Below are 24,037 nucleotides of genomic sequence, written 5' to 3'. Positions count from 1 at the left end.
CTGATCGTGCGGGGGGCTCAGCGGAACTTGCGGGTGAGGCTCTCGATCGTGCGGTCGACCGAGGCGACCTTGACGTGCGAGATGCCGCTGGTGGCACCCGCGGCCAGCATCGCCTCGTGCGCGGCCCGCAGCGTGGCCCACACTGCGTCGGCGTCGCCCTCGAGCGTGGTGCCCAGCGCCCCGACCTCGCAGTGCAGGCCGGAGGCCTGGATGACCCGGACGGCGGCCTCCACGAAGGCGTGGGGGTCGTCGGGCGTGCCGGCCGGCGAGGGCGCGACCTGGATCTCGGCGATCACCTGCCCGGGGACCCGCCCGGTCACTGCTGGGCGCCGTCGACCGGCTCGACGGCCGCCGGCTGCCCCTCGGCCCGCTCGGTGACCACCGCGGTCCACTCGGCGATGCGCCGGGCGACGTCCTGCTCGGTGAGGCCGGCGTCGGCGAGCACCTGCCCGCGGCTGCCGTGCTCGAGGAACGCCTGCGGCAGGCCGAGGGTGCGCACCGGGACGTCGACCTCCCGGTCCTGCAGCTCGCGGCTGAGCAGGGTGCCCACGCCACCGGCGCGGCCACCGTCCTCGACGGTGACCACCAGCCGGTGCTCCCCCGCCAGCTCCACCAGCTCGGCGGGCACCGGCACGACCCAGCGCGGGTCGACGACGGTGACGCCGATGCCGTGGTCGGCGGCCCGCTCGGCGGCGGCGAGGCACGTCGGCACCATCGAGCCGACGGCGACCAGCAGCACGTCGTCGCGCTCGCCGCGGCGCAGCACGTCGACCGGGCCGCGCCGCTCCAGCGCCGGGATGTCGACCGGCGGCGTGCCCTTGGGGAACCGCACGACCGTGGGCCCGTCGGTCACGTCCAGCGACTCGCGCAGCGCCTCGCGCAGCGTGGGCTCGTCGCGCGGCGCGGCCAGGCGCAGGCCCGGCACGACCGAGCAGATCGACATGTCCCACATGCCGTTGTGCGAGGCGCCGTCGGTGCCGGTGACCCCGGCCCGGTCGAGGACGACGGTGACCGGCTGGCGGTGCAGCGCGACGTCCATGAGCAGCTGGTCGAAGGCGCGGTTGAGGAACGTCGAGTAGACGGCGACCACGGGGTGCAGCCCGCCCATCGCCATGGCCGCGGCGGAGGTGAGCGCGTGCTGCTCGGCGATGCCGACGTCGAACGTGCGCTCGGGGTACCGCTCGGCGAAGGCGGCCAGGCCCGTGGGGTGCAGCATCGCCGCGGTGACCGCGACGACGTCGGCCCGCTCGGCGCCGATGCGCACCAGCTCGTCGGAGAACGCCGTCGTCCAGTCGCGGGCGACGGCGGGGCTCGCGCCGCTGTCGGGGTCGAAGACCCCGGTGGCGTGCCAGGCGTCGATCTGGTCGGTCTCGGCCGGCGGGTAGCCGAAGCCCTTGGTGGTGACCGCGTGCACGATCACCGGGCCGCCGAAGGAGCGGGCGCGGCGCAGCGCGGACTCCAGGACCTCGACGTCGTGGCCGTCGACCGGGCCGACGTACTTGAGGCCGAGGTCCTCGAACATGCCCTGCGGCGCCAGGACGTCCTTGACGCCCTTCTTCAGCCCGTGCAGCGCGTCGTAGAGCGCCGAGCCCACCACCGGTGCCCGGTGGAGGGCCTGGCGGATGGCCAGCAGCGCCTGCTCGTAGCCCGGCCGCAGCCGCAGGCTGGCCAGGGCGTCGGCCACCCCGCCGATGGTCGGCGAGTAGGACCGGCCGTTGTCGTTGACGACGATGACCACCGGGCGGTCCTTCGCCGCGGCGATGTTGTTGAGCGCCTCCCAGGCCATGCCGCCGGTGAGCGCGCCGTCGCCGACGACGGCGACCACGGGCCGCTTGTCCCCGCGGACGGCGTGGGCCTTGGCGAGCCCGTCGGCGTAGGACAGGGCGGTGGAGGCGTGGCTGTTCTCCACCCAGTCGTGCTCGCTCTCGGCGCGGCTCGGGTAGCCGGAGAGCCCGCCGCGCTGGCGCAGCCGGTCGAAGCCCTCGACGCGGCCGGTGAGCATCTTGTGCACGTACGCCTGGTGGCCGGTGTCGAAGACGATCGGCTCGCGCGGCGACTCGAACACCCGGTGCAGGGCGATGGTCAGCTCGACGGTGCCGAGGTTGGGGCCGAGGTGACCGCCGGTGCGGGCCACGCTGGTGACCAGCGCGTCACGGATCTCCGCGGCCAGCGCGGGCAGCCGCTCGGCGGGCAGCGCCCGGAGGTCGGCGGGGTCGCGGAGCGAGCGCAGGAGCGACACGGCGCGGCGTCGTCCTCTCTGTCGGCGGCAGGGACACGGCTCGTCGACGGGGCCGCCGACCCACTGTAGTCGCGCGACGGGTGCTCCCTCCTGGCGAAGCGGAGCCGGGCGGACCGTTCCGTCGCCCGCCGACCCCGGCACCCCGCGGGAGGACGCCCGTTCCGTCGGTGATTGACAGAAGGCGACCGTGTGCTCACGATCACGGGATGGACCCCCGGCCGTGGCTGCCCGACCTGACCGGGCCCTCGCGCCGGCTGGTCGAGGCGCTGCGGGTGACCGGCCCCGCCACCCGCGCCCAGCTGGTGGAGCAGACCGGCCTGTCCCGGGCGACGGTGTCCGGTTACGTCTCCGAGCTCGTCGACCGCGGGCTGGTCGCCCCCGCCGACCCCTCCGACGCCCTGCCGACCGGCGGGCGCCCCGCGGGCCTCGTGCAGCTCACCCGCCGGGCGGGGCTCGTCGTCGGCATGGACATCGGGCGCACCCACGTGCGCACCGCCGTCGCCGACCTGTCCCACCGCATCGTGGCCGAGGAGGTCACCTCCCTGCCGGTGGCCGACCTCGGCGCCGACGCCGTCCTCGACACGGTCGCCGGGCAGGTGGAGGAGGAGCTGGCGCGGGTGGGGGCCTGCACCTGCGACGTCGTCGGCGGCGTCGTCGGGCTGCCCACGCCGGTGGTCGGGCGCTCGGCGAGCAGCCGGGGCACCGTCGTCCGCTCCAACATCCTGCCGACGTGGTCCGGCCGCACCCCCGGGCCGGCGCTGCAGGAGCGGCTGGGCATGCCGGTGGTGGTGGAGAACGACGCCAACCTCGGCGCGCTCGCCGAGGTGCGCTGGGGCGCCGGGACCGGCTCCCGCTCCACGATCTACCTGAAGATGGCCACCGGCGTCGGCGGCGCGCTGGTGTTCGACGGCGGCCTGCTGCGCGGCACCTCCGGCACCGCCGGGGAGATGGGGCACGTCAGCCTCGACCCCGCCGGGCCGCTGTGCCGCTGCGGCAACCGCGGGTGTCTCGAGCTGACCGCCGGCGGCAGCGCGCTGCTGCGCGCGATCCGCACCGCCGCGCCGCACTACACCGACCTGCGCTCGCTGGTGGCCGGCGCGCAGGACGGCGACCAGGTCTGCCGGCGGCTGATCGCCGACGCGGGCACGTCGGTGGGCGTCGTCCTCGGCGGGCTGGTCAACGTGCTCAACCCCGACCGCATCGTCGTCGGCGGCGAGCTCGGCACCGCCGGCGACCTGCTGGTGGAACCGCTGCGCCGCGCGCTCGCCCAGTCCGCCATCCCCGCCGCCGCCGAGCAGCTCACCGTCGTCCCCGGCTCGCTGGGGGCGCGCGCGGAGGTGCTCGGCGCCGTGGCGGTCGCGCTCCGGGAGGCCGACCGGCTCACCGGCTGAGGGCCCCGGGGGTCCGTGCCGATCGTCCGGGCCCCCGGGTGCCGCATCCCGCGGCCCGGACGGTCGGAGCCGCGGCCCGGACGGTCAGAGCCGGGGCACCCACACCTCGCCGCGCAGCGCGCCGGCGACCACGGTCACCCCGCGGGCGGCCGCCGCCAGCCGGGCACCCTCGCGCTCGTAGGCCGCGACGGCGGCCTCCATCGCCTCGGGCGGCAGGTGGTCGGCGAGCTCCACCCGCACCGTCCGCCAGCCCGCCCGGGCGGCCTCCAGCCCGGCGCCGACGTGGTCGGCGGCCATGCGGGCGAGCAGCACCGGGTAGCGGCGGAGCACCTCGTGGGCGCGGTAGTCCGGCGGCACGAGGTCGAACAGCCAGGTGACCGCGGAGCGCTCCCAGTCCGGCGCGCCCGGCGGCCGGACCTGCTCCGGCCAGCCCGGCGGCACGCTCGCTCCCACACCGGCAGTCTGCCGGATGTCGAACGCGTGTTCGAACCGGCGGGCCGGGGCGGCCATCCCTCAGGGGCCCGCGCCGAGCCTGCGAGGCGTGGGGGGAGGGGTGGTCCTCCCACCCTTCGTAGTCAGCTGATCGGGCGCTTGAGCCAGAACTGCTCGAACCCCCAGGTCCCGGCGCCGCTGGAGTGGTAGCTGACCAGCTCCCAGCCCTCGCCGCCGAGCCGGTTGAGCACCGAGCTGGTGTCCCCCTGCTGCCGCTCGAGCCTGCCGCCGGGGAGCTTGACGCTCACCCCCGCGCGCTGCGACTCGGCGTCGTTGGCCGTGATGACCGAGGCGTACTCCCAGGTGGTCACGGTCCCACCGTAGCGACCGGCTCCGTACCGCCCGGCCCGAGCCGGGTCCACGGACCGGCACCCGCCCCCGTCGCGGGGTCGTGGGACCAGACGCTGCCCTGGCCGGGCTGGTCCCAGCGGCGGTCGATCGGCACGCCCAGCACGGCGCACAGCAGCAGCGTGCCGACCCCGCCGTGGCAGACGACGGCGACGTCGCCGGTCGCCCCCTCGGCCGCCCGCGCGACCGCGGCCACCACCCGCGCCTGCGCGTCGACCGCCCGCTCCCAGCCGCGCACGCTCTCGGTGGGCCGGGCGAAGAACGCGTCCGCCGTCGCCTCGAACTCCGCGGGCGGCAGGAAGCCGGTGGCCGAGCGGTCGTTCTCCCCCAGCTCCGGGTCGACGCCGACCGGCAGGCCGGTGACCTCCGCGAGCGCGGCCGCCGTCTCCCGGGCCTTGCGCTCGGCGCTGGACACGATCCGGGTCAGCTCCGGCACCCACGGCAGGGCGACCAGGTGCGCCAGGCGCGCGCGGCCGGCGTCGGACAGGCCCCAGTCGGGCACGGGGACGGCCGGGTCGACCCGGACCTCGGGATGGGTGACGACGTGGACCCGCACGCCCGGTGCCTACCGCGCCGCGGGCCGCTGTGGGGGCCCCGGCGTCCTCAGGCCGGCACGAACAGCGCGACGCACTCCACGTGCGCGGTCATGGGGAAGGCGTCGAAGGCCCGCAGCGCGGCGAGGCGGTACCCGGCGCCGGCGAGCGCGGCGACGTCGCGGCCCAGCGACGCCGGGTCGCAGGCGACGTAGACGACGGCGCGCGCCCCGGTGCCCGCGACCACCCGGCTCACCGCGGGGCCGGCGCCGGCGCGCGGCGGGTCGAGCACCACGACGTCGGGGGCGCCGCCCAGCTCCTCGAGCAGGCCGGTGAGCCCCTCGGCGTCCACCTCGCCCTGCCAGACCTCGGCCTGCGGCAGCCCGCCCAGGTTGGCCTCCGCGGCCGCGCACGCCTCGGAGTCGGCCTCCACGCAGACCACCCGCCCGGACTCCCCCACCGACGGCGCGAGCGCCCCGCCGAACAGGCCCGCCCCGGCGTACAGGTCGAGGACGGTCTCCCCCGGCCGGGCGCCGGCCAGCTCCGTGACCGCGGCGACCAGTGCGTCGGCGGCGGACTCGTGCACCTGCCAGAAGCCGGTGCCCTCGACCTCCCAGTCGCGCCCGGCGGCCCGGCGCCCGGCCCGCCCGGCGGGCTCGACGGGCACGTCCTGCCCGGCGGCGAGCACGCGGGTGGAGGTGGGGGCGCCGCGCCGGTCGAGCCGGGTGGTGGTGACCGTCCCGGCGGAGTCGACCGCGACGTCGACCGCGCCGGCTCCGGGCCAGCGGCGGGCGAGCACGGCGCGGGCGGCGGGCTCCACGGTGATCGGGCAGTCGTCGAGGACGACGACGTCGTGCGAGCGGTGCCGGCGCAGCCCGGGCGCGCCGTCCCGGTCGACGGCGAAGCGCGCCCGCGACCGCCAGCGCAGCGGCCCACCGGGCAGCGGCTCGACGGCGAGGCCGGTCAGCAGCGGGTCGGCGGCGTCGAGCCGGCCGAGCCGGGTGAGCTGCTCGCGGACGACGTCGGCCTTGAGCCGGCGCTGCCCCTCCCAGGACACGTGCTGCCAGTCGCAGCCGCCGCAGCGCCCGGGCCCGCTGTACGGGCAGGGCCGCTCCACCCGGTCGGGCGCGGCCTCGAGCACCTCGACGGCGTCGGCGCGGCAGTAGCCGGGCTGGCGGTCCTCGGTGACCCGGACGACGACCCGCTCCCCCGGCAGTGCGTGCCGGACGAAGACGACGCGCCCCTCGTGCCGGGCGACGCAGTGCCCGCCGTGCGCCACCGGCCCGACGGCGACCTCGAACTCCCGGCCGGTCCACCCCGCACCCCGGTCAGGTGACGTGCTGGAACGGCCGCGCTGCAGGGGCCCGCCGCGAGCGTGCGAGCGGTGGGGGGCAGCGGGGTCCTTACCCATAGGGCGTGGCCTCGACCTGGTCGTCGGTGAGGCCGCGGCGCAGGTCGCCGGGCATCGGGCCCTCGCGGCCGTCGGGGTCCCGGCCGACCGAGCTCTCCAGCTGCCACGGCACCGTGGTGATCATGACGCCGGGCTGGAACTGCAGCCGGGCGCGCAGCCGCAGCGCGCTCTGGTTGTGCAGCACGTTCTCCCACCAGTGCCCGACCACGTACTGCGGCACGAACACGATGACCAGCTCGCGCGGGCTGGCCCGGCGGATCGCCTTGACGTAGTCGACGACCGGCCGGGTGATCTCCCGGTACGGGGACTCCAGCACGGTGAGCGGGACGGGGATGTCGTAGCGGTCCCAGTCGGCCTGCAGCCCGCGGGTGTCGGCGTCGTCGACGTTGACCGTGAGCGCGGTGAGCACGTCGGGCCGGGTGGCGCGCGCGAAGGCCAGCGCCCGCAGCGTCGGCTTGTGCACCTTGGAGACCAGCACGATCGCGTGCACCTTGCTGGGGAGCAGCCGGGCGTCGCTGTCGGGGACGAGCTGCTCGGCGACGTGCGAGTAGTGCCGGTTGATCGCCTTCATGAGCAGGAACAGCACCGGCATCACGAGGATGACCAGGTAGGCGCCGCGGGTGAACTTGGTGATCACGATGATCACCAGCACGATCGAGGTCAGGCTGCCGCCGATGGTGTTGATGACCTGCGAGCGGCGCATCCGCCGCTTCTCGGCCGCGTCGTCGGACAGCCGGATCTCGCGGTTCCAGTGCCGGACCATGCCCCACTGGCCGATCGAGAAGCTGGTGAAGACCCCGACGATGTACATCTGGATCAGCCGGTTGGGGTCGGCCTCGAAGGCGACGATGAGCAGCGCCGCGAAGCCGGCCAGCAGCAGGATGCCGTTGCTGTAGACGAGCTTGTCGCCGCGGGTGTGCAGCTGGCGGGGCAGGAACCGGTCCTGCGCGAGCACCGAGCCCAGCAGCGGGAAGCCGTTGAAGGCGGTGTTGGCGGCGAGGATGAGGACCAGCGCGGTGGCCGCCTGGATGTAGAAGAAGCCGACCGAGGTGTCCCCGCCGAAGGTGGCGGCCGCGAGCTGGGCGATGACGGTGCGCTGCGGGTCGGTCTCGCAGTTCCCGGGGAAGCCGACGAGGTCGCAGGTGTTCTCCGCGTACCGGACGTCGCCGAGCAGGGCCAGCGCGGTGACGCCGGCGAACATCGTGGCCGCGATGCCGCCCATGAGCGCGAGCGTCGTCGCGGCGTTGCGCGACTTGGGCGGCCGGAAGGCGGGGACGCCGTTCGCGATCGCCTCCACGCCGGTGAGCGCGGTGCACCCGGAGGCGAAGGCGCGCAGCGCGAAGAACACCAGCGCGACGCCGCCCAGGTTGTCGTAGCCGTCCTCGGGGAGGACCGACCAGGCGGCGCTCTCGGCGACCACCGGGGAGGCGGTGAAGAAGTCGCGGATCAGCCCGGTGACGATCATCACCATGATCCCGGCCACGAACAGGTAGGTCGGGACGGCGAACGTCTTGCCCGACTCCCGGACCCCGCGCAGGTTGGTCGCGGCCAGCAGGGCGACCAGGCCGACGGCGATGAGCACGCGGTGCTCGTTGAGCGACGGGAACGCCGAGATGATGTTGTCGGTGCCGGCCGACACCGACACGGCCACGGTGAGCACGTAGTCGACCAGCAGCGCGCTGGCCACCGTCAGCCCGGCGAACTGGCCGTGGTTCTTCATCGCGACCTCGTAGTCGCCACCGCCCGAGGGATAGGCGTGCACCACCTGGCGGTAGGACAGCACCACCGTCGCGAGCAGCAGCACGACGACGACGGCCAGCCACGGGGCCAGGAAGAGGAACGCCGTCCCCGCGAGGGTCAGGACGATGAGGATCTCCTGCGTGGCGTAGGCCACCGAGGAGAGCGGGTCGCTGGCGAAGATCGGCAGCGCGAGGGACTTCGGGAGCAGCGACTCGCCGGCCCGGTCACTGCGGACCGGTCGGCCCAGGACGAGCCGTTTCGGGAGTTGCCCGAGGTCGGACAGCTTGGGCACGGCGGCGATGGTACGGACGCCGGGGCACCCGGTGCCGCACGCGCCGGGCGGCTCGCCCACCCGGGTGGGGAGCGGGCGCCCCGCGTCCCGGAGCGGGTGTAGCTTCGCGCCCGGCACGCGGGCGGACGGTCCGCGGCCACGAGGACCGAGGGAGCCACACGTGCACGTGGTCGTCATGGGCTGCGGCCGTGTCGGCTCGGCGATCGCCCGGCGCCTGGAGCAGATCGGCCACAGCGTGGCCGTCATCGACCAGGACCCCGAGGCGTTCCGCCGGCTGGGACCGGAGTTCAGCGGGCGCCAGGTCACCGGCCTGGGCTTCGACCGGCAGGTCCTGCTCGACGCCGGCATCGACTCGGCCGGCGCCTTCGCCGCGGTCAGCAGCGGCGACAACTCCAACATCATCAGCGCGCGGGTGGCCCGGGAGACCTTCGGCGTCCAGCACGTCGTCGCCCGGATCTACGACTCCAAGCGCGCCGAGGTGTTCGAGCGCATGGGCATCCCGAGCGTGGCCACGGTGCCCTGGACGGTGAACCGGCTGCTGCGCGAGCTGCTGTCGGTCAAGGTCAGCGAGCTGTGGCGCGAGCCCACCGGCAAGGTGCTGCTGATGCGGGTGACGGTCACCGACGCCTGGGTGGGCCGCAAGCTCGCCGAGCTCGAGGCCGCCTCCGGCGCCCGCGCGGCCTGGCTGGTGCGCTTCGGCGACGCGCAGCTCCCCACGCCGTCGACCGTGCTGCAGGACGGCGACCAGCTCGTCGTCGCGGCCACCGACGAGATCTCCGACCGCGTGCACCAGACCATCGAGTCCCCCGAGGGAGGCAGGGCCTGATGCGCGTGGCCATCGTGGGCGCCGGCGCGGTCGGCCGGTCGATCGCCGGGGAGCTGCTGTCCAACGGGCACACCGTGATGCTCATCGAGAAGGACGGGCGCAAGGTGCGCGCCCGCTCGGTGCCCGGCGCGGAGTGGGTGCAGGCCGACGCCTGCGAGGTGTCCTCCCTCGAGGAGGCCCAGCTGGCCACCTGCGACGTCGTGGTGGCCGCCACCGGCGACGACAAGGCCAACCTGGTCGTGTCGCTGCTGGCCAAGACGGAGTTCGCCGTCAACCGCGTCGTCGCCCGGGTCAAGGACCCGCGCAACGAGTGGCTCTACACCGAGGCGTGGGGCGTCGACGTCGCCGTCTCCACCCCGCGCGTGCTCGCCGCCCTGGTGGAGGAGGCGGTGACCGTCGGCGACGTCGTCCGGCTGATGAGCTTCCGCAAGGGCGCGGCGACGCTGGTGGAGATCACCCTCGCCGAGGACACCCCCTGGGCCGGCCGGCCGCTGCGGGAGGTGCCGCTGCCGCGGGAGACGGTGCTGACGGCGATGCTGCGCGGCGACCGGGTCATCACCCCCACACCCGACGAGCCGCTCGAGGTCGGCGACGAGCTGCTGTTCATCACGCACGCCGACGTCGAGGAGCAGCTGCAGCAGGTGCTCTCCCCCGCCGGGACGTGACCCCCCGCCGGTGACCCCCTGCCGGTGACCCCCCGCCGCTGACCCGCGCCCGTTGACCGACGTCGAGGCGCGCGGCCACGATGGCGCCGGTCCGGGCGGACGGCCGCCGGGCACCGGCGAGGAGGGCTCGATGAGCGAGACGCAGACCGTTGCCGTGCCGCACCTGGGCGGCTCGACCGTCGGGTACCGGACCGCGGGTCCCCTCGACCCGTCGCGGCCCACCGTGGTGCTGGTCAACTCCTTCACCACGTCCGCCGACCTCTACCGCCCGCAGTTCGCCGACGGGGAGCTCACCGCCGCGGCGAACCTGCTGGCCGTCGAGCCCTACGGCCACGGCCGCACCCGCGCCGGGTACGCGCACTTCACCTACTGGGACACCGCGCTCGCCGCCCTGCAGGTCCTCGACGCGCTCGGCGTCGGCGAGGCGTTCGTCCTGGGCACCTCGCAGGGCGGTTGGATCGCCGCGCGGATGGCGCTGCTGGCGCCGCGCAGCGTCCGGGGCATCGTCGTGCTCGGGACCTCCATGGACGCCGAGAGCCCGCGCAGCCGCGACCTGGGCTGCTGGGACGGCGTCGCCTTCTGCAGCCCGGCGATCGACGCCCTCGCCGAGCCGGTCGGCGAGGACTGGGTGATCCCGACCGAGCTGGTCGACGCCGTCCTCGCCGAGGGCCTCGGGCCCGACGTGACGGATGAGGAGCGGGCCTTCTGGCACGCCCGGCACCAGGAGCACTACGCCGGCGACGACGGGCGCCGGCGCCTGCGGCTGAGCACGGTCAACCTCCGCGACCGCGACGGCCTGCACGCGCGGCTCGACGACGTCCGGTGCCCGGTGCTGTGGCTGCACGGCACCGAGGACACCGTCTACTCCGTGGCCAACGCCGAGCGGGAGATCCGGCTGTTCACCGGCAGCCCGGCCGCCGAGCTGCGCGTCGTCGACGGCGGGCGGCACTTCCTCAGCGCCTCGCACCCGGCGGAGGTCGACGCCGCGACGGTGGAGTTCGTCCGCCGCTCCGCCTAGCGCGCGGGGCCCTCGTGCTCGGCTCTCCCGGCCTCGTCCAGGGACCCGCCGAGGACCTGCGGAGGGCGGGGAGGACGAGGTCCTCCATCGGTCTCCACCCGGTGCCGGTGCAGCCGGGCGACCACCCACAGGGTCACCGCGAGCGCCGCGGCGGTGACCGGCAGGCCGAGCACCAGCGAGGCGACGCCGAGCAGGTCCTCCTCGTTGGCGAGGTACAGCGGTGTCTGCACCGCCACCCGCAGCAGGAAGGTGACCGCCCACATGACGGTCAGCCAGCCGTAGGCGCGCACCACCCGCGGGTCGTCGCGCCAGTGCCGCTCGGGCTCGGGGTCGGCCGGGCGGGCGCCCGGCGGGGGCTCGGGGGGCGGCGGCTGGTGGTGCAGCCGGGCGCGGGCCGTGTCGACGCGGCGGCGCAGGCCGGGCAGCGAGTGCGCGGCCATCGACCCCAGGTGGCTGGGCGCGAGGAACTCGGCGAGCACGCCGACCAGCGGCCAGCGCAGCGGCACCGACCCGAGCAGCACCACGCCGATGACGGCGTTCCGGATGATGCCGGGGACGAAGTAGTTGCGCGCCTGCCCGGAGGCGGCGGCGATGGCGACGGCCACGGCGACGCCGAACAGGCCGCTGAAGGCCTGCTGCAGGCTCTCCCGCCGCACCAGCCGGAAGACCACGACGAGCAGCGCCGCGCCGATCGCGCACCAGATGCCGGTGCGCAGGTCGCCGATCGCGTTGGCGACGATGAACGCCACCGTGGGCAGCGTCGCGTCGACCATCCCGCGCCAGCCGCCGAGCTGCTCGAGCACCAGGTGGCGGTCGAAGGTCAGGCCGCTGCCGGCGTCCCCGGTCTGCTCCTGCGGTGCTGCTCCCCCCGGGTCGCGCCGGCCGTCGTCGTCGGCCGGGGAGGTCACCCGGCGCTCAGCTCGTACCAGGGGTTGTAGATGACCTTGCGGCCGTCGAAGTTGGCGAAGCGCCCGCGCGCGGTGAGCGTGCGGCCCGGCTCGATGCCGGGGATGCGCCGCCGGCCCAGCCACACGAGGGTGACCGAGCCCGAGCCGTCGAACAGCTCGGCCTCCAGCGTGGGGACGGTCTCGCGCGGGGTGTAGACGACCGACTTCAGCCGCCCCGTCACCGTGACCACCGCCCCCTTGCGACAGGAGCTCACCGGCTCGCAGCCGGCGCGGTCGGCCTCGGCGCGCAGCTCCTGCGCGTCGAGCGTGGAGTCGTCGGCGGTCAGCCGCTGCAGCCTGCGCGCGAGCCAGCCACCGGGACGCGTCTGTGTCACGGCTCCAGGGTAGTGCGGTCACGGCGCGCTGCGGCGCGCTCCCGCAGCCAGTTCCGGACGACCGCCCAGCCCTCCCCCGCCGGGTCGATCGGGTCGCGGTGCCCGCCCGGCACGTGGCGCACCTCGACCCGGTCGCCGGCCGCGCGGGCGGCCGCGGCGTAGCGCCCGCTCTGCTCGGGCGGGACGACGTCGTCGCCGGTGCCGTGCACGCACAGCACGTCGGCACCGGTGGGCAGCAGCCGCACCGGGTCGGCCGCGGCGTAGCGGCCGGGCACCTCGCCGGGCTCCCCGCCGAGGAACTCCTGCGTCGCGCGGCGGCCGAGCTCCTGCTCCGCGGCGCGCTCGAGGTCGAGCACGCCGGCCTGGAGCACCGCGGCGGTGACCCGCACCCGCGGCGCGGCGCCGGGGGCGCCCTCGGGCAGCCGCCCGCGGCCGGCGGCCCAGGCGGCCAGGTGACCGCCGGCGGAGTGACCGACGACGGTGACGTCGCCGAGGTCGAGCCCCGCCTCGCCGGCGAGGGCGTCGATCGCGGCGGCGACGTCCTCCAGCGTGGCGGGCCACCCGCCGCCGCTGCCCAGGCGCCGGTACTCGACGGCGACGGCGGCGGACCCGGCCGCGGCCAGGTCGGCGGCCAGCGGCCGGGCGAGCTCGACGCCGTACGCGGCCCGCCAGAAGCCGCCGTGCAGCACGACCACCACGGGCGCCGGCCCGTCCCCGTCGGGGAGGGTCAGCTCGAGGAACTGGTCGGGGTGCGGGCCGTAGGCGAGGGTGCGGGTGCTCACGCGGGCGGGCCCGCGGGCGGCGTCCGCGGGGCCTGCGGCCGGACCGCCGGCGCCTGCCCGCCCTGGGCCTGTCCGCCCTGGGCCTGGGCGGCCTGCTGCTGGCGGGCCAGCTGCTCGGCGGCCTGGGCCGGGAGGGTGAGCGGCAACTGCTCGCGCACCGGCATCGGGTCGGTGCCGCGGACGACGACCACCTGGCGGAACGCCTCCTCCAGCACGGCCGCGGCCTCGGGGCTCTCCGCCGCCGGGCCGCTGATCATGCCGCGCAGGAACCACCGCGGGCCGTCGACGCCGAGGAAGCGGGCCGCGCGGCGCTGCGGCTTGGGCGGCGGGCCACCGGGCTGGGCGGCCGGGGTGACCACGACGCTCCCGGCGAGCTCGGGGCCGAACGGGCCCTCGACCTCGGTCAGCCGCCCGCCCTGGCCCGACGCGCTGCGGGCGAGGTCGGCGCGGACGTCGTCCCAGATGCCGGCGGCACGCGGCGCGGCGAACGCCGACAGCTGCAGGAGCGAGTCGCCGTAGCGCAGCGTCGCGCCGATGACCTTCTGCTGCTGGTTGAGGTCGACCCGCAGCTCCGTGCCCGGCAGCGCGGGCAGCCGCAGCGCGCCGAGGTCGATGCGGGGCCGGCCGTCGTCGGGCGCGTCGGCGGCGTCCCAGGGCCCGGAGGTCTCCTCCACGTCGCGCTCGCGGTGCTGCGGCTCGGGCGGCACCCCGCGCTCGCGCAGGCTGCGGTCGATCCGGTTGCGCCGTCGTCCGAAGGGCATCTCAGGCCTCCTCTCCCGCGGCCCGGCCGGTGGAACCGTGACCGGCCTCGCCGCGGACGCTGGCCGGCAGTTCCTCGACCGGCACGAAGCGCGCCTGCACCACCGGCTGCACGACCAGCTGGGCGACCCGCTCGCCGCGGCGCAGGGTCAGCGGCGTCTCGGGGTCGAGGTTGACCAGGTTCACCTTGATCTCCCCCCGGTAGCCGGCGTCGATGGTGCCCGGCGCGTTGACCAGGCTCAGCCCGTGCCGGTGGGCCAGGCCCGAGCGCGGGTGCACGAACCCGGCATACCCCTCGGGGATCGCCACGGCCACGCCGGTGCCCACCAGCGCCCGCTGGAACGGCGCCAGGACGACGTCCTCGGCCAGCGTCAGGTCCGCGCCCGCGTCGCCGGGGAGGGCGTAGCGGGGCGGCTGCGCGCCGTCGCCGGTGAGCCGCACCGGGACGTCGAGCGGAGGGGGTGCAGGGGCGGGCTCGGGCACGACGGCGACCCTAACCGCGGTGCTCAGGCGTCGCGGCGGCGCAGGTCGGACCGGACGCGCCGGGCGAGGGTCTCGGTCGCCTTGAGGTTGCCGCGGCCGCCGAGTGCGGCGCCCACGAGCAGCGGCGCGGCCGACCCGAGGTTGCGGGCCAGCCGGCGGGACAGGCGGCGGCGCAGCGCCCGGAAGCCCGCGGTGCCGAGCACGGTGCCCATCCCCTGGCGGGCACCGCCCTCCACGGCGCGCTGGGAGGTCCAGCTCGCGAGGTAGGCGGCGGCCCGCTCGCGGTCGCTGCCGGGCGCCGGGCGCCCGTACAGCTCGTGCAGCTCGCCGAGCAGCACCACCTCGACGGCGGCGGTGAGCAGCGTCTCGGCGCCGAGCTCGAGCGGCAGGGCCACCAGCGACGGCGGCGCGAACCAGTGCGCCGCCGACAGCCCGCCGGTGGCCGCGCCGACGGCGGCGGTCATCCGCGCCGCCCGGGTGGTGAGCGCGTCGGCGATCTCCTCGTCCGAGCGCCCGGGGTGGGCGGCGCGGATCCGGGCCGCGTCGCGGATGGGTAGCCGGGGCGCGGCCGCGGCGAGCAGCTCGCCGAGGACCGTGCCGGGGCCGCGGGAGTCGTCGTCGCCCGCCTCGGCCGGCTCCTGCCGGCGACCGGCGGACGCGGCGGTGGACGCGGCGGCGGACGCGACCGCGCCGACGACGTCGCGCAGCAGGCCGGCCGTCGAGCGGCGCCCCTCCCCGGGCGGGGTGGCGCCGGGGGCGCGGTCGGCATCGGCATCGGCGTCGGTGTCGCCGCCGAGCAGCCCGGAGACCGCGTCGGCGAGCGCCCGGGCGGCGCGGCCGAGACCGGTGTCGGCATCGAGCCAGCCGGCGCCGGTCTCCTCCGGCGCCGGCCCCTCGACCCGTTGCACGGGCCGCGGCGGCGGGACGTCCCTGGGCGCAGCCGTCCGCCTCGTGTGCTCGGTCATCGTCTGCTCCCTCCCCGTGCGTCCCGCCGCACGCCGTCGCCGGTCATGCCGCCGATCGGGCGGCGGATCAGGCCGCGCAGTCGCGGCAGTAGTTCTCGCCGCCGCGGCTGGCGGCCAGGCGGCTGCGGTGCTGCACGAGGAAGCACCGCGAGCAGGTGAACTCGTCCTCCTGCTTGGGCAGGACGCGGACGGTCAGCTCCTCGTTGGACAGGTCGGCGCCGGGCAGCTCGAGGCTCTCGTTGAAGTCGGTCTCGTCGACGTCGACCGAGCTGGACTGCGCCTCGGCGCGCCGGGCCTTGAGCTCCTCGAGGGAGTCCTCGCCGAGCTCGTCGGCCTCGTTGCGGCGCGGGGCGTCGTAGTCGGTGGCCATGGGGTGTGCCCCTCCTCCGGGGTCGTTCGCGGGCGCGCCCGCGGCGAGCGCCGGCGGCGGTGGCCGCCGGCGTCCTGGCCGGCCGCACGGGGCGGCCGCTGGACTGTGTCCGGACCGGCTGCCGGACGACCCCGGGGGGCCGTCCGCGCCGGACCGGCAGCCCCCCAACGCCGTGCGGTCCCGGTTTGTGCCCACGCGCGGGCACGGGACACATCGGCCGTTCCTGGGCCGCGGATCGGGGCCCGGACGGGCGGGTCGGGGAGCGGAGTGCCGGAGGTTACCCTGCGGCGCGTGTCGAGTGCCGTGGGAGCTGACCCCACCGTCGTCGGTCCGTACCTCGCCGCAGCCCTCGGCGACGAGCGCTGGCGGGAGGTGACCGTCGACCTCGTCGCGGCCGGCATGTCCAACCTCACGTACGTCGTCACGCCCGCGGGCGGGTCCGCCGACGACGCGGTGATCCTGCGGCGCCCGCCCACGGGCGCGGTGCTGGCCACCGCCCACGACATGGCCCGGGAGCACCGGGTGATCAGCGCGCTCGGGCCGACGCCGGTCCCGGTGCCGCGGACGCTGCACCTGTGCACCGACCCGGAGGTCCTCGGCGCGCCGTTCTACGTGATGGAGCGCGTCGTCGGCCTGCACGTCGTCGACGCGATCCCGGAGGGCTACGCCGACACCCCGGAGCTGCGGCGGCAGATCGGCGACGGCCTGATCGACGTGCTGGCGCAGCTGCACGCCGTCGACCCCTCCTCGGTGGGCCTCGACGACTTCGGCCGGCCCGAGGGCTTCCTGGCCCGGCAGGTGCGCCGCTGGACCAAGCAGTGGGACGCCACGCGCGACCGCGACCGGCCCGGCATGGACGCCCTCGCCGCGCGGCTGGCCGAGACGGTGCCGCAGACGCAGCGCACCGGGATCGTGCACGGCGACTACCGCCTCGACAACTGCCTGCTCGACCCCGAGCGGCCCGGCGGCATCCGGGCGGTCCTGGACTGGGAGATGTCGACGCTGGGCGACCCGCTCACCGACATCGGGATGCTGTTCGTCTACTGGCCCGAGGCCGGCGAGACGCGCCCGGTCCTGTCCCCCGTGACGACGCTGCCCGGCTTCCCCACCCGCCGGGAGATCGCCGAGCGCTACGCGCAGCGCGCCGGCGTCGGCCTCGACGACCTGAACTGGTACGTGGGCTTCGCCTTCTTCAAGTTCGCCGCGATCGTCGCCGGCATCGTCGCCCGCTCGGCGGCCGGTGCGATGGCCGGCAAGGACACCTCCGGCTACGCCGACCGCATCGACCCGTGCGTCGAGCTGGGACGCGCCGCGCTCGACGACGGTGCCCTCTGAGCCGCCCGGCCGCCCCTAGACTCCGGCCGATCCGACCCCGCACGGCCCGCCGGTCCGTGGCGGGTCGGCGCCGAGGAGGACGAGCGTGAGCACCAGCACCGACAGCCCGCCGGTGCGCCGCCGCAGGGACCGCCGGCTGCTGCCTCCCCTGGTCTTCCTGCTGGTGCTGGCGCTGGCCGCGCTGGGCGTGTGGTGGAAGGTCTTCCAGGACGCCGGGGCGCGCGCCGACGCCGCCGAGGCCGCCTGCGAGACGGCCGCCGCCGCGCCGCCGTCGCTGGACCCCAGCACGCTGTCGATCCGCGTCTACAACGCCACCGACCGCGGCGGGCTGGCCAACACCGTCGCCGCCGAGCTGCAGGCCCGCGGGTTCGTCGTCGAGGAGATCGCCAACGACCCCACCGAGCGCGAGGTCACCGGCACCGGCGAGGTGCGGCACGGCCCGCGGGGCAACGACGCGGCCCGCTACCTGGCGCTGTTCCTCCCCGGCGCCGGCGACCTGCTCGACACCCGGGCCACCGCCACGGTCGACCTGGTGATCGGGCCCGAGTTCCAGGCGCTCGCCACGCCCGAGGAGGTCGCGGCGACGCTCACGCCGATCGCCAGCGCCGAGGCCGCCTGTTGAAGGACCCCGTCCCCCTCACCCCTCGCAGGCTCGGGGTGAGCCTCTGGACGGGGCCGTACCAGCACGTCACGGATGGAGGCGGTCGAGCAGCTCCAGGAGGGGCTGGGCGACCGTCTCGGGGACCGCGACCGCCATCGGCTCGGCGAACGGCCGCCCCGGCAGCCCGGTGACCACCAGGCCCGCCTCGGCGGCCACCAGCGCGCCCGCCGCGTGGTCCCACGGCTTGAGGTCGAGCTCGTAGTAGGCGTCGACCCGCCCGGCCGCGGCCGCGCACAGGTCCAGCGACGCGCAGCCGTACCGGCGGATGTCGCGCACCTCGGGCAGCAGCTGCGCGACGACGGCGCCCTGCGCCCGCCGCTGCTCCACCCGGTAGCCGAAGCCGGTGGCCACCAGCGTCTGTCCGAGCGAGTCCGGCCGGTTGCCGGTCAGCCGCACCGGTTCCGGGTCCTCCCGCGTGGACAACCAGGCGCCGCCGCCGGCCGTGGCGGTGAACAGGTCGCCGGTGGGCACGTCGAGCACCGCGCCGGCCACGGTGGCGCCGTCGACCTGGGCGGCGATGGACACGGCGTAGCCGCGCAGGCCGTAGAGGAAGTTGACCGTGCCGTCGATCGGGTCGACCACCCAGCGCACGCCGCTGGTGCCCGCGCGGTCGGCACCCTCCTCCCCCAGCAGGCCGTCGTCGGGCCGCGCCTCGAGCAGCCGGCGGGTGATCAGCCGCTCGGAAGCGGTGTCGACGGCGGTGACGACGTCGGTGGGGCTGGACTTCACGTCGACGGCGGACGCGGCCGACCCGCGCTCGCGGACGATCAGCTCCGCCGCCTCCCGGGCGGTCGAGACGGCGAGGTCGAGCAGGTCGGCGGGCGGCACGGGGGCACTCACCCGGGGGATCCTGCCCGAGCCGCCACCCCGGGTGCGGTCCCGGTCACTAGGGTGACCGCCGTGCAGGGGTTCGGCGTGGACATCGGCGGCAGCGGCATCAAGGGGTGCCTGGTGGACCTGGAGGCGGGCACTCTCATCGGCGAACGGATGCGGGTGGAGACCCCGCAGCCCTCGCTCCCGGAGGCGGTCTACGAGGTCGTCGCCGGGATCGTGAGCTCCTTCGGGTGGACCGGGCGGATCGGCTGCACCTACCCCGGGGTCATGAAGAAGGGCGTCGCGCACACCGCGGCGAACATGGACAAGAGCTGGATCGGCACCGACGTCGACGCCGGCCTGACCGCCCTGGTGCCCGGCACGGTCGAGACGCTCAACGACGCCGACGCCGCGGGGCTGGCCGAGATGCGCTACGGCGCGGGCCGCGGCCGCGACGGCGTCGTCCTCATGCTCACCTTCGGCACCGGCATCGGCAGCGCGCTGTTCGTCGACGGCCACCTCGTGCCCAACACCGAGTTCGGGCACATCCAGGTCGACGGCCACGACGGCGAGCGCCGCGCCTCGGCCGCCGTGCGCGAGCGGGAGGACCTCTCCTACCCCGAGTGGGCCGCGCGCGTGGACCGCTACCTCGACGTGCTGGAGGCGGGCCTGTGGCCGGACCTGATCATCGTCGGCGGCGGGGTGAGCAAGAAGGCGCACAAGTGGGTGCCGCTGCTGACCACGCGCACCCCGGTGGTCCCGGCAGAACTGCAGAACGACGCCGGCATCGTCGGCGCCGCCCTCGCCGCGGCGGAGCGGATCGAGGCGCGGGGCACCGAGGCGCCGGTCCACCCCTGACGCACACGCCCCTTCCGGGCGAGCGCCGGCCGTTCGCGGCGCTGGTCACACGCCGTCACGTCGCTACAATGGAAACGCCCCAGCCCGTCACCACCCAGCCGGGAGTCATCCCCCCTCCGCACCGCGGCCAAACACCGCACCGGACCTGGGGCCTCCCCGCTCCGCGGCCGACGGCCCGGGGCCGCTGCCCGGGAGCCAGATCGCTCCCGGGGACGCACCCAGCACGGGAAGGAACCTGAGTGCCCGCCGACAAGCCTGCACCGGACGCCGCCGTCACGAGCAGCACCCGCTCGAAGACGGTCGCCGCGAGCACCCGACCCTCCCGGACCAGCGCGCCGGTGGGCGTCGCCGGGAACGCGCCGGCCAAGGCCGCGCCCCGCAAGAAGGCCCCGGCGAAGTCCGCCGCCAAGGCCAAGCCGGCCATCAGCCCCTCCCCGGGCGCCGGTGAGGGCACCGTCCTGACCGCGGTCGCCTCCGACGACTCCGCCGTCGCCGTGGTCGACGCCGGCGCCGAGGGCCTCACGATCGACGAGGCCGTCGTCGCCGGTCCCGACGGCGCGGAGGCCGCCGAGGCCCCGGCCGCCGAGGGCACCGCCGAGGGCGGGGACTTCGAGTGGGACGACGAGGAGGAGTCCGAGGCGCTGCGGCAGGCCCGCAAGGACGCCGAGCTCACCGCCTCGGCCGACTCGGTCCGCGCCTACCTCAAGCAGATCGGCAAGGTCGCCCTCCTCAACGCCGAGGAGGAGGTCGACCTCGCCAAGCGCATCGAGGCCGGGCTCTACGCCTCCGAGCGGATGCGCCAGGTCGAGGAGGAGGGCCAGAAGCTCTCCCCGCAGATGCGCCGCGACCTCAACTGGATCATCCGCGACGGCGAGCGCGCCAAGAACCACCTGCTGGAGGCCAACCTCCGCCTCGTGGTCTCCCTCGCCAAGCGCTACACCGGCCGCGGCATGGCGTTCCTGGACCTCATCCAGGAGGGCAACCTCGGCCTGATCCGCGCCGTCGAGAAGTTCGACTACACCAAGGGCTACAAGTTCTCCACGTACGCCACCTGGTGGATCCGGCAGGCGATCACCCGCGCCATGGCCGACCAGGCCCGCACCATCCGCATCCCGGTGCACATGGTGGAGGTCATCAACAAGCTCGGCCGCATCCAGCGCGAGCTGCTCCAGGACCTCGGGCGCGAGCCCACCCCGGAGGAGCTGGCCAAGGAGATGGACATCACCCCGGACAAGGTGCTGGAGATCCAGCAGTACGCCCGCGAGCCCATCAGCCTCGACCAGACCATCGGCGACGAGGGCGACAGCCAGCTCGGTGACTTCATCGAGGACTCCGAGGCGGTCGTCGCCGTCGACGCGGTCAGCTTCACGCTCATGCAGGACCAGCTCACCAGCGTGCTGCAGACGCTGTCGGAGCGGGAGGCCGGTGTCGTCCGGCTGCGGTTCGGCCTCACCGACGGCCAGCCCCGCACCCTCGACGAGATCGGCCAGGTCTACGGGGTGACCCGCGAGCGGATCCGGCAGATCGAGTCGAAGACGATGTCGAAGCTGCGCCACCCGAGCCGCTCCCAGGTGCTGCGCGACTACCTCGACTAGTCCGTCCCGACGACGGCCGGCGCCCCGCACGGGGCGCCGGCCGTCGTCGCGTGTCCGGCGCGTTGCGGGATGGTCACGATCTCACCCGCCCGTGGCGACGGCGCGGTGTACCGAGGCAGCGGCCGGGTAGACGGCGTAGCGTGGGGGACGTCGAGACAGCAGCGGACCCACAGCCGGTCACCATCCGGCGCACAGGAACGACCAGCACCACCCCCCAGACAGACCGGCAACGCACCAGTGACGTCCCTGCTGAACCCACCCGTCCCAGCGGCCACCGGCTCACCACTCCCGGCGAGTCGACCGCAGTGACGGGAGGAACGGGAACACAGGGGTCCATCCTGGCGCTGTGCAGGAGGCCGATCCGCAGCCGCGGGTCCGTGCGGTAGAGAGCGAGTGATGACCCAGATGACCCAGACGCTGACGACGACCCCCGCCGCCGACGACCTGGTCGTGCCCTTCCACTGCGACCGGTGCGGCGCACTGGCCAAGGTGCGTGTCGTGCTCGCCAGCGGCAGCGACCTCGTGTTCTGCGGGCACCACGCCCGGGAGTACGACACCAAGCTCCGTGACATCGCCGTCGACATCATCGCGACGGACGGCGAGTAGCACTCCGTGCCCTGACCGAGGCGCTATCGTCGCTGACCGCGATGATGCCCTCACCCGACGCCGCCGCCGGTGTCCCCGAGCCGCTCGATGCGGACGGGGACCCGGCGGCTCCGTCGTTCCCGGGGACCCCCGGTCGACGGCGACCCGAGGAACCCCCGATGCAGCAGCACCCTGCCCCCTCCGCTCCCGCGTCCGCGGGCCCGCCGCCCGCCGGAGCGGGTGACCCGGGCGGCCTGTCCGACGAGACCCGCCCGGTCCCGCGCGACCGCGGGCCGGTCGGCCCCGACGCGCCGCCGCCGGCGCCCGTCCCGTCCGGGACCGCCGGGGACCCCGGGGACACCGGGGGCCCTGAGGCCTCCGGGGACACCGGGGACGGCGGGGGTGCCGCGGCGGACGGGACGCCTCCGGCCGGCACCCCGGACGCCCCGGCTGCCGATGACGCACACGTGAGCACCGACACGGCCACCCGCACCGACGCCGGAGCCGGGTCGGCACCCGACCCCGTGCACGACACGGTCGCGCTGACCGGCGGCCCGGCGACGGAGGCCGCGCCCGCCGGGGCCGCACCGGCCGCCGTCCCCGCCGCGGAGCCCACCGCCCAGACCGTCGCCGGCCCCGCCGCGGACGCCTCCGACACCGTCACCCTCGGCGCCCCGGTGCCCGCCGCCGGCCCGGCCGGCGACCACGTCCCGGCCGGCCCGGGTGGGCCCGCCGGTCCGGGTGGGCCCGCCGGTCCGGGGGGTCCCGCCGGTCCGGGGGGGCCCGCCGGGTCGCCCGCCGCGGCCCCCGCGCCCCGCCGCCCGCTGTGGCGCCGCCCGGCCGTGCTCGCACCCGTCGGCCTGCTCGCCGTCCTCGGCGCCGCCTACGGCGTCGACCTGCTCGTCGCGGGCGGCGACGTCCCGCGCAACACCGTCGTCGCCGGCGTGGACGTCGGCGGGCTCTCCCCCGCCGCCGCGGCGAGCACGCTCGAGGAGCAGCTGGCGCCGCGGGTGGCCGCCGACCACGTCGTCGTCGCCGACGACGTCGAGGCCACCCTCTCCCCCGCCGTCGCCGGCATCGCGCTCGACGTGGACGCGACCGTCGACGCCGCCGACGACCAGCCCCTGGCCCCGTGGACGCGGTTGGTCACGCTGTTCTCCGACCGCGAGGTCGAGCCGGTCATCACCGGCGACGAGGGCGCGCTCGCCGCGCAGGTGGACACGATCGCCACGCAGGTCGACCGCGCGCCGGTCGACGCCACGATCACCCTCGAGGGCACCACCCCGACGCTGGTCGAGCCGGCCGACGGCCGCACGCTCGACCGCGAGGGCAGCGCCGAGGCGATCACCGCCGCGCTGGCCGCGGGCGGCGACCCGCGGACGCCGATCGAGCTCCCGGTCGACGTCGACCCGGTGCGGGTGCCCGCCGAGGAGGCGCAGCGCGTCCTCGACGAGACCGTCACCCCGGCCCTCGCCGCCCCCGTCACGGTGACCGGCGAGGACGGCGCGACGTCGGTGGAGATCCCGGTCGAGGCGATCGCGGCCTCGCTCACCTTCACCCCGCAGGACAGCGGCGAGCTCGCCGTCGCCGTCGACCCCGCCGCCCTGCAGACGGCGATGGGCGAGGACTTCGCCGCCTTCGGGACGCCGGCCGAGGACGCCCGCTTCGAGATCGACGGCGGCGCGGTGCGCGTCGTCCCGTCGGTCGACGGCACCGGCGTCGACCCGGCCGCGCTGGCCGGGCAGCTGCTCGAGGTGCTGCCGCAGCCGGCGCCGCGGACCGTCACCGTCCAGCTCGGGCCGGTGCCGGCCGACCTGACCACCCAGGAGGCCGAGGCGCTCGGCATCCGGGAGGAGGTCAGCTCCTTCACCACCACGACGACGAACAACGCCAGCGGCACCAACATCCGCGTGGTGGCCGCGGAGGTCGACGGCGCGCTCGTGCTGCCGGGTGAGACCTTCAGCCTCAACGAGTACACCGGCCCCCGCGGCACCGCCCAGGGCTACGTGCCGGCCAACGTCATCAGCGGCGGCGAGCTCTCGACCGCCGTCGGCGGCGGGATCAGCCAGTTCGCCACCACGATGTTCAACGCGGTCTTCTTCGGCGGCCTCGAGGACGTCTACCACAAGCCGCACAGCTTCTACATCAGCCGCTACCCGGCCGGCCGCGAGGCCACCGTGTACGAGGGCCAGATCGACCTGCAGTGGCGCAACGACACCGACACCGGGATCTTCGTCGACACCCAGTGGACGCCCGGCGCCTCCGGCGGGTCGATCACGGTGACGTTCTACGGGACCAAGCGCTACGAGATCGAGGCGATCGAGAGCCCGCGGACGAACTTCCGCCAGCCCGCGGTGCAGGAGAAGGTCGACGACGGCGACTGCATCCCGCAGTCCGGCGTCCCGGGCTTCGACGTGTCGGTCACCCGGGTCTTCCGCGACCTGCAGACCGGCGCGGAGATCCGCCGCGAGCGCTTCGACACGACCTACCAGGCGGAGGCGGTCATCCGCTGCGTCGCCCCGCCGCCGGCCGAGCCCGCCCCGGCGCCCGACGCCGGCCCCCCGCCGGCCCCGCCGACGTCCTGAGCACCCGCC

General features: G+C 76.1%; 25 protein-coding genes. 10 read left to right on the top strand and 15 right to left on the bottom strand.

What is annotated here, in order from left to right:
• Positions 1 to 17: 17 nt before the first annotated feature.
• Together ACI79X_RS18860 and dxs are read right to left on the bottom strand one after the other, a co-directional pair.
• The gene (locus ACI79X_RS18860) at positions 18 to 320 is read right to left on the bottom strand and encodes a thiamine-binding protein (protein WP_457026951.1); all 303 of its coding nucleotides are present in this window, start codon (positions 318 to 320) and stop codon (positions 18 to 20) included.
• The gene (gene dxs, locus ACI79X_RS18855) at positions 317 to 2,239 is read right to left on the bottom strand and encodes a 1-deoxy-D-xylulose-5-phosphate synthase (protein ID WP_457026950.1); all 1,923 of its coding nucleotides are present in this window, start codon (positions 2,237 to 2,239) and stop codon (positions 317 to 319) included. Before dxs ends, ACI79X_RS18860 begins: the two co-directional genes overlap by 4 nt.
• Before the next feature lie 206 nt (positions 2,240 to 2,445).
• On the opposite strand from dxs, the gene ACI79X_RS18850 reads away from it, so the two are divergent.
• Positions 2,446 to 3,630, top strand: a complete 1,185-nt coding sequence (locus ACI79X_RS18850; RefSeq protein WP_457026949.1) for an ROK family protein — start codon at positions 2,446 to 2,448, stop codon at positions 3,628 to 3,630.
• 84 nt (positions 3,631 to 3,714) lie between these two features.
• On the opposite strand, the gene ACI79X_RS18845 is transcribed toward ACI79X_RS18850, so the two are convergent.
• From ACI79X_RS18845 to ACI79X_RS18825, 5 genes are all read right to left on the bottom strand, one after another.
• Entirely contained in the window at positions 3,715 to 4,083 is a 369-nt protein-coding gene (locus ACI79X_RS18845; protein ID WP_457026948.1) for a hypothetical protein, read from the bottom strand.
• A 122-nt stretch (positions 4,084 to 4,205) separates the two neighbouring features.
• Positions 4,206 to 4,433, bottom strand: a complete 228-nt coding sequence (locus ACI79X_RS18840) for a DUF4177 domain-containing protein (protein WP_457026947.1) — start codon at positions 4,431 to 4,433, stop codon at positions 4,206 to 4,208.
• Positions 4,430 to 5,026 carry a histidine phosphatase family protein gene (locus ACI79X_RS18835; RefSeq protein ID WP_457026946.1) on the bottom strand — a complete coding sequence of 199 codons (597 nt, stop codon included), beginning with the start codon at positions 5,024 to 5,026 and terminating at the stop codon, positions 4,430 to 4,432. The genes ACI79X_RS18840 and ACI79X_RS18835 overlap by 4 nt, the downstream gene beginning before the upstream one ends.
• Positions 5,027 to 5,073: 47 nt before the next feature.
• Entirely contained in the window at positions 5,074 to 6,363 is a 1,290-nt protein-coding gene (locus ACI79X_RS18830; protein ID WP_457026963.1) for a class I SAM-dependent RNA methyltransferase, read from the bottom strand.
• Between the two features lie 43 nt (positions 6,364 to 6,406).
• On the bottom strand, positions 6,407 to 8,446 hold the full coding sequence (locus ACI79X_RS18825; protein ID WP_457026945.1) for an APC family permease: 2,040 nt from the start codon (positions 8,444 to 8,446) through the stop codon (positions 6,407 to 6,409).
• Positions 8,447 to 8,606: 160 nt separating this feature from the next.
• Here ACI79X_RS18825 and ACI79X_RS18820 point away from each other — a divergent pair, with 160 nt between their 5' ends.
• The 3 genes from ACI79X_RS18820 (at position 8,607) to ACI79X_RS18810 (ending at position 10,955) form a co-directional block, all read left to right on the top strand.
• Positions 8,607 to 9,272 carry a potassium channel family protein gene (locus ACI79X_RS18820; protein WP_457026944.1) on the top strand — a complete coding sequence of 222 codons (666 nt, stop codon included), beginning with the start codon at positions 8,607 to 8,609 and terminating at the stop codon, positions 9,270 to 9,272.
• Entirely contained in the window at positions 9,272 to 9,937 is a 666-nt protein-coding gene (locus ACI79X_RS18815; RefSeq protein ID WP_457026943.1) for a potassium channel family protein, read from the top strand. The genes ACI79X_RS18820 and ACI79X_RS18815 overlap by 1 nt, the downstream gene beginning before the upstream one ends.
• A 130-nt stretch (positions 9,938 to 10,067) precedes the next feature.
• Entirely contained in the window at positions 10,068 to 10,955 is an 888-nt protein-coding gene (locus ACI79X_RS18810) for an alpha/beta fold hydrolase (protein WP_457026942.1), read from the top strand.
• Here the strand turns inward: ACI79X_RS18810 and ACI79X_RS18805 are convergent.
• The 7 genes from ACI79X_RS18805 to ACI79X_RS18775 all read right to left on the bottom strand — a co-directional run bounded on the left by ACI79X_RS18805 (position 10,952) and on the right by ACI79X_RS18775 (position 15,596).
• Positions 10,952 to 11,863: a DUF3159 domain-containing protein gene (locus tag ACI79X_RS18805; protein WP_457026941.1), complete on the bottom strand. Its 912-nt coding sequence runs from the start codon at positions 11,861 to 11,863 to the stop codon at positions 10,952 to 10,954. The two genes, ACI79X_RS18810 and ACI79X_RS18805, sit on opposite strands and share 4 nt — an antisense overlap.
• Positions 11,860 to 12,237 carry an OB-fold nucleic acid binding domain-containing protein gene (locus tag ACI79X_RS18800; protein WP_457026940.1) on the bottom strand — a complete coding sequence of 126 codons (378 nt, stop codon included), beginning with the start codon at positions 12,235 to 12,237 and terminating at the stop codon, positions 11,860 to 11,862. Before ACI79X_RS18800 ends, ACI79X_RS18805 begins: the two co-directional genes overlap by 4 nt.
• Entirely contained in the window at positions 12,234 to 13,019 is a 786-nt protein-coding gene (locus tag ACI79X_RS18795) for an alpha/beta hydrolase family protein (protein WP_457026939.1), read from the bottom strand. Before ACI79X_RS18795 ends, ACI79X_RS18800 begins: the two co-directional genes overlap by 4 nt.
• Positions 13,016 to 13,780: a DUF3710 domain-containing protein gene (locus ACI79X_RS18790; protein ID WP_457026938.1), complete on the bottom strand. Its 765-nt coding sequence runs from the start codon at positions 13,778 to 13,780 to the stop codon at positions 13,016 to 13,018. Before ACI79X_RS18790 ends, ACI79X_RS18795 begins: the two co-directional genes overlap by 4 nt.
• Position 13,781: 1 nt before the next feature.
• Positions 13,782 to 14,261, bottom strand: coding sequence for a dUTP diphosphatase (gene dut, locus ACI79X_RS18785; RefSeq protein WP_457026937.1), 480 nt, complete (start codon positions 14,259 to 14,261; stop codon positions 13,782 to 13,784).
• A gap of 23 nt (positions 14,262 to 14,284) precedes the next feature.
• Positions 14,285 to 15,169 carry a hypothetical protein gene (locus ACI79X_RS18780; protein WP_457026936.1) on the bottom strand — a complete coding sequence of 295 codons (885 nt, stop codon included), beginning with the start codon at positions 15,167 to 15,169 and terminating at the stop codon, positions 14,285 to 14,287.
• Between the two features lie 124 nt (positions 15,170 to 15,293).
• Positions 15,294 to 15,596 carry a DUF4193 domain-containing protein gene (locus tag ACI79X_RS18775; protein WP_336033166.1) on the bottom strand — a complete coding sequence of 101 codons (303 nt, stop codon included), beginning with the start codon at positions 15,594 to 15,596 and terminating at the stop codon, positions 15,294 to 15,296.
• 291 nt (positions 15,597 to 15,887) lie between these two features.
• On the opposite strand from ACI79X_RS18775, the gene ACI79X_RS18770 reads away from it, so the two are divergent.
• Together ACI79X_RS18770 and ACI79X_RS18765 are read left to right on the top strand one after the other, a co-directional pair.
• Positions 15,888 to 16,931, top strand: a complete 1,044-nt coding sequence (locus ACI79X_RS18770; protein ID WP_457026935.1) for a phosphotransferase family protein — start codon at positions 15,888 to 15,890, stop codon at positions 16,929 to 16,931.
• An 85-nt stretch (positions 16,932 to 17,016) separates the two neighbouring features.
• Entirely contained in the window at positions 17,017 to 17,553 is a 537-nt protein-coding gene (locus ACI79X_RS18765) for a LytR C-terminal domain-containing protein (protein WP_457026934.1), read from the top strand.
• A 66-nt stretch (positions 17,554 to 17,619) separates the two neighbouring features.
• Here ACI79X_RS18765 and ACI79X_RS18760 read toward each other — a convergent pair whose 3' ends face one another.
• The gene (locus ACI79X_RS18760; protein ID WP_457026933.1) at positions 17,620 to 18,432 is read right to left on the bottom strand and encodes an inositol monophosphatase family protein; all 813 of its coding nucleotides are present in this window, start codon (positions 18,430 to 18,432) and stop codon (positions 17,620 to 17,622) included.
• Positions 18,433 to 18,483: 51 nt separating this feature from the next.
• Between ACI79X_RS18760 and ppgK the strand changes: the two genes are divergently transcribed.
• From ppgK to ACI79X_RS18740, 4 genes are all read left to right on the top strand, one after another.
• On the top strand, positions 18,484 to 19,263 hold the full coding sequence (ppgK, locus tag ACI79X_RS18755; RefSeq protein WP_457026932.1) for a polyphosphate--glucose phosphotransferase: 780 nt from the start codon (positions 18,484 to 18,486) through the stop codon (positions 19,261 to 19,263).
• 239 nt (positions 19,264 to 19,502) lie between these two features.
• Positions 19,503 to 20,858 carry an RNA polymerase sigma factor gene (locus tag ACI79X_RS18750; RefSeq protein ID WP_457026931.1) on the top strand — a complete coding sequence of 452 codons (1,356 nt, stop codon included), beginning with the start codon at positions 19,503 to 19,505 and terminating at the stop codon, positions 20,856 to 20,858.
• Between the two features lie 396 nt (positions 20,859 to 21,254).
• Entirely contained in the window at positions 21,255 to 21,464 is a 210-nt protein-coding gene (locus tag ACI79X_RS18745) for a DUF7455 domain-containing protein (protein WP_199505451.1), read from the top strand.
• Between the two features lie 446 nt (positions 21,465 to 21,910).
• Entirely contained in the window at positions 21,911 to 24,028 is a 2,118-nt protein-coding gene (locus tag ACI79X_RS18740) for a VanW family protein (RefSeq protein ID WP_457026930.1), read from the top strand.
• Positions 24,029 to 24,037 lie beyond the last annotated feature (9 nt).

The organism is Geodermatophilus sp. SYSU D01119 (genome assembly GCF_054049975.1).
Note: the sequence above shows the minus strand (reverse complement) of the source record. Positions and strands in the feature narration are given on the sequence as shown.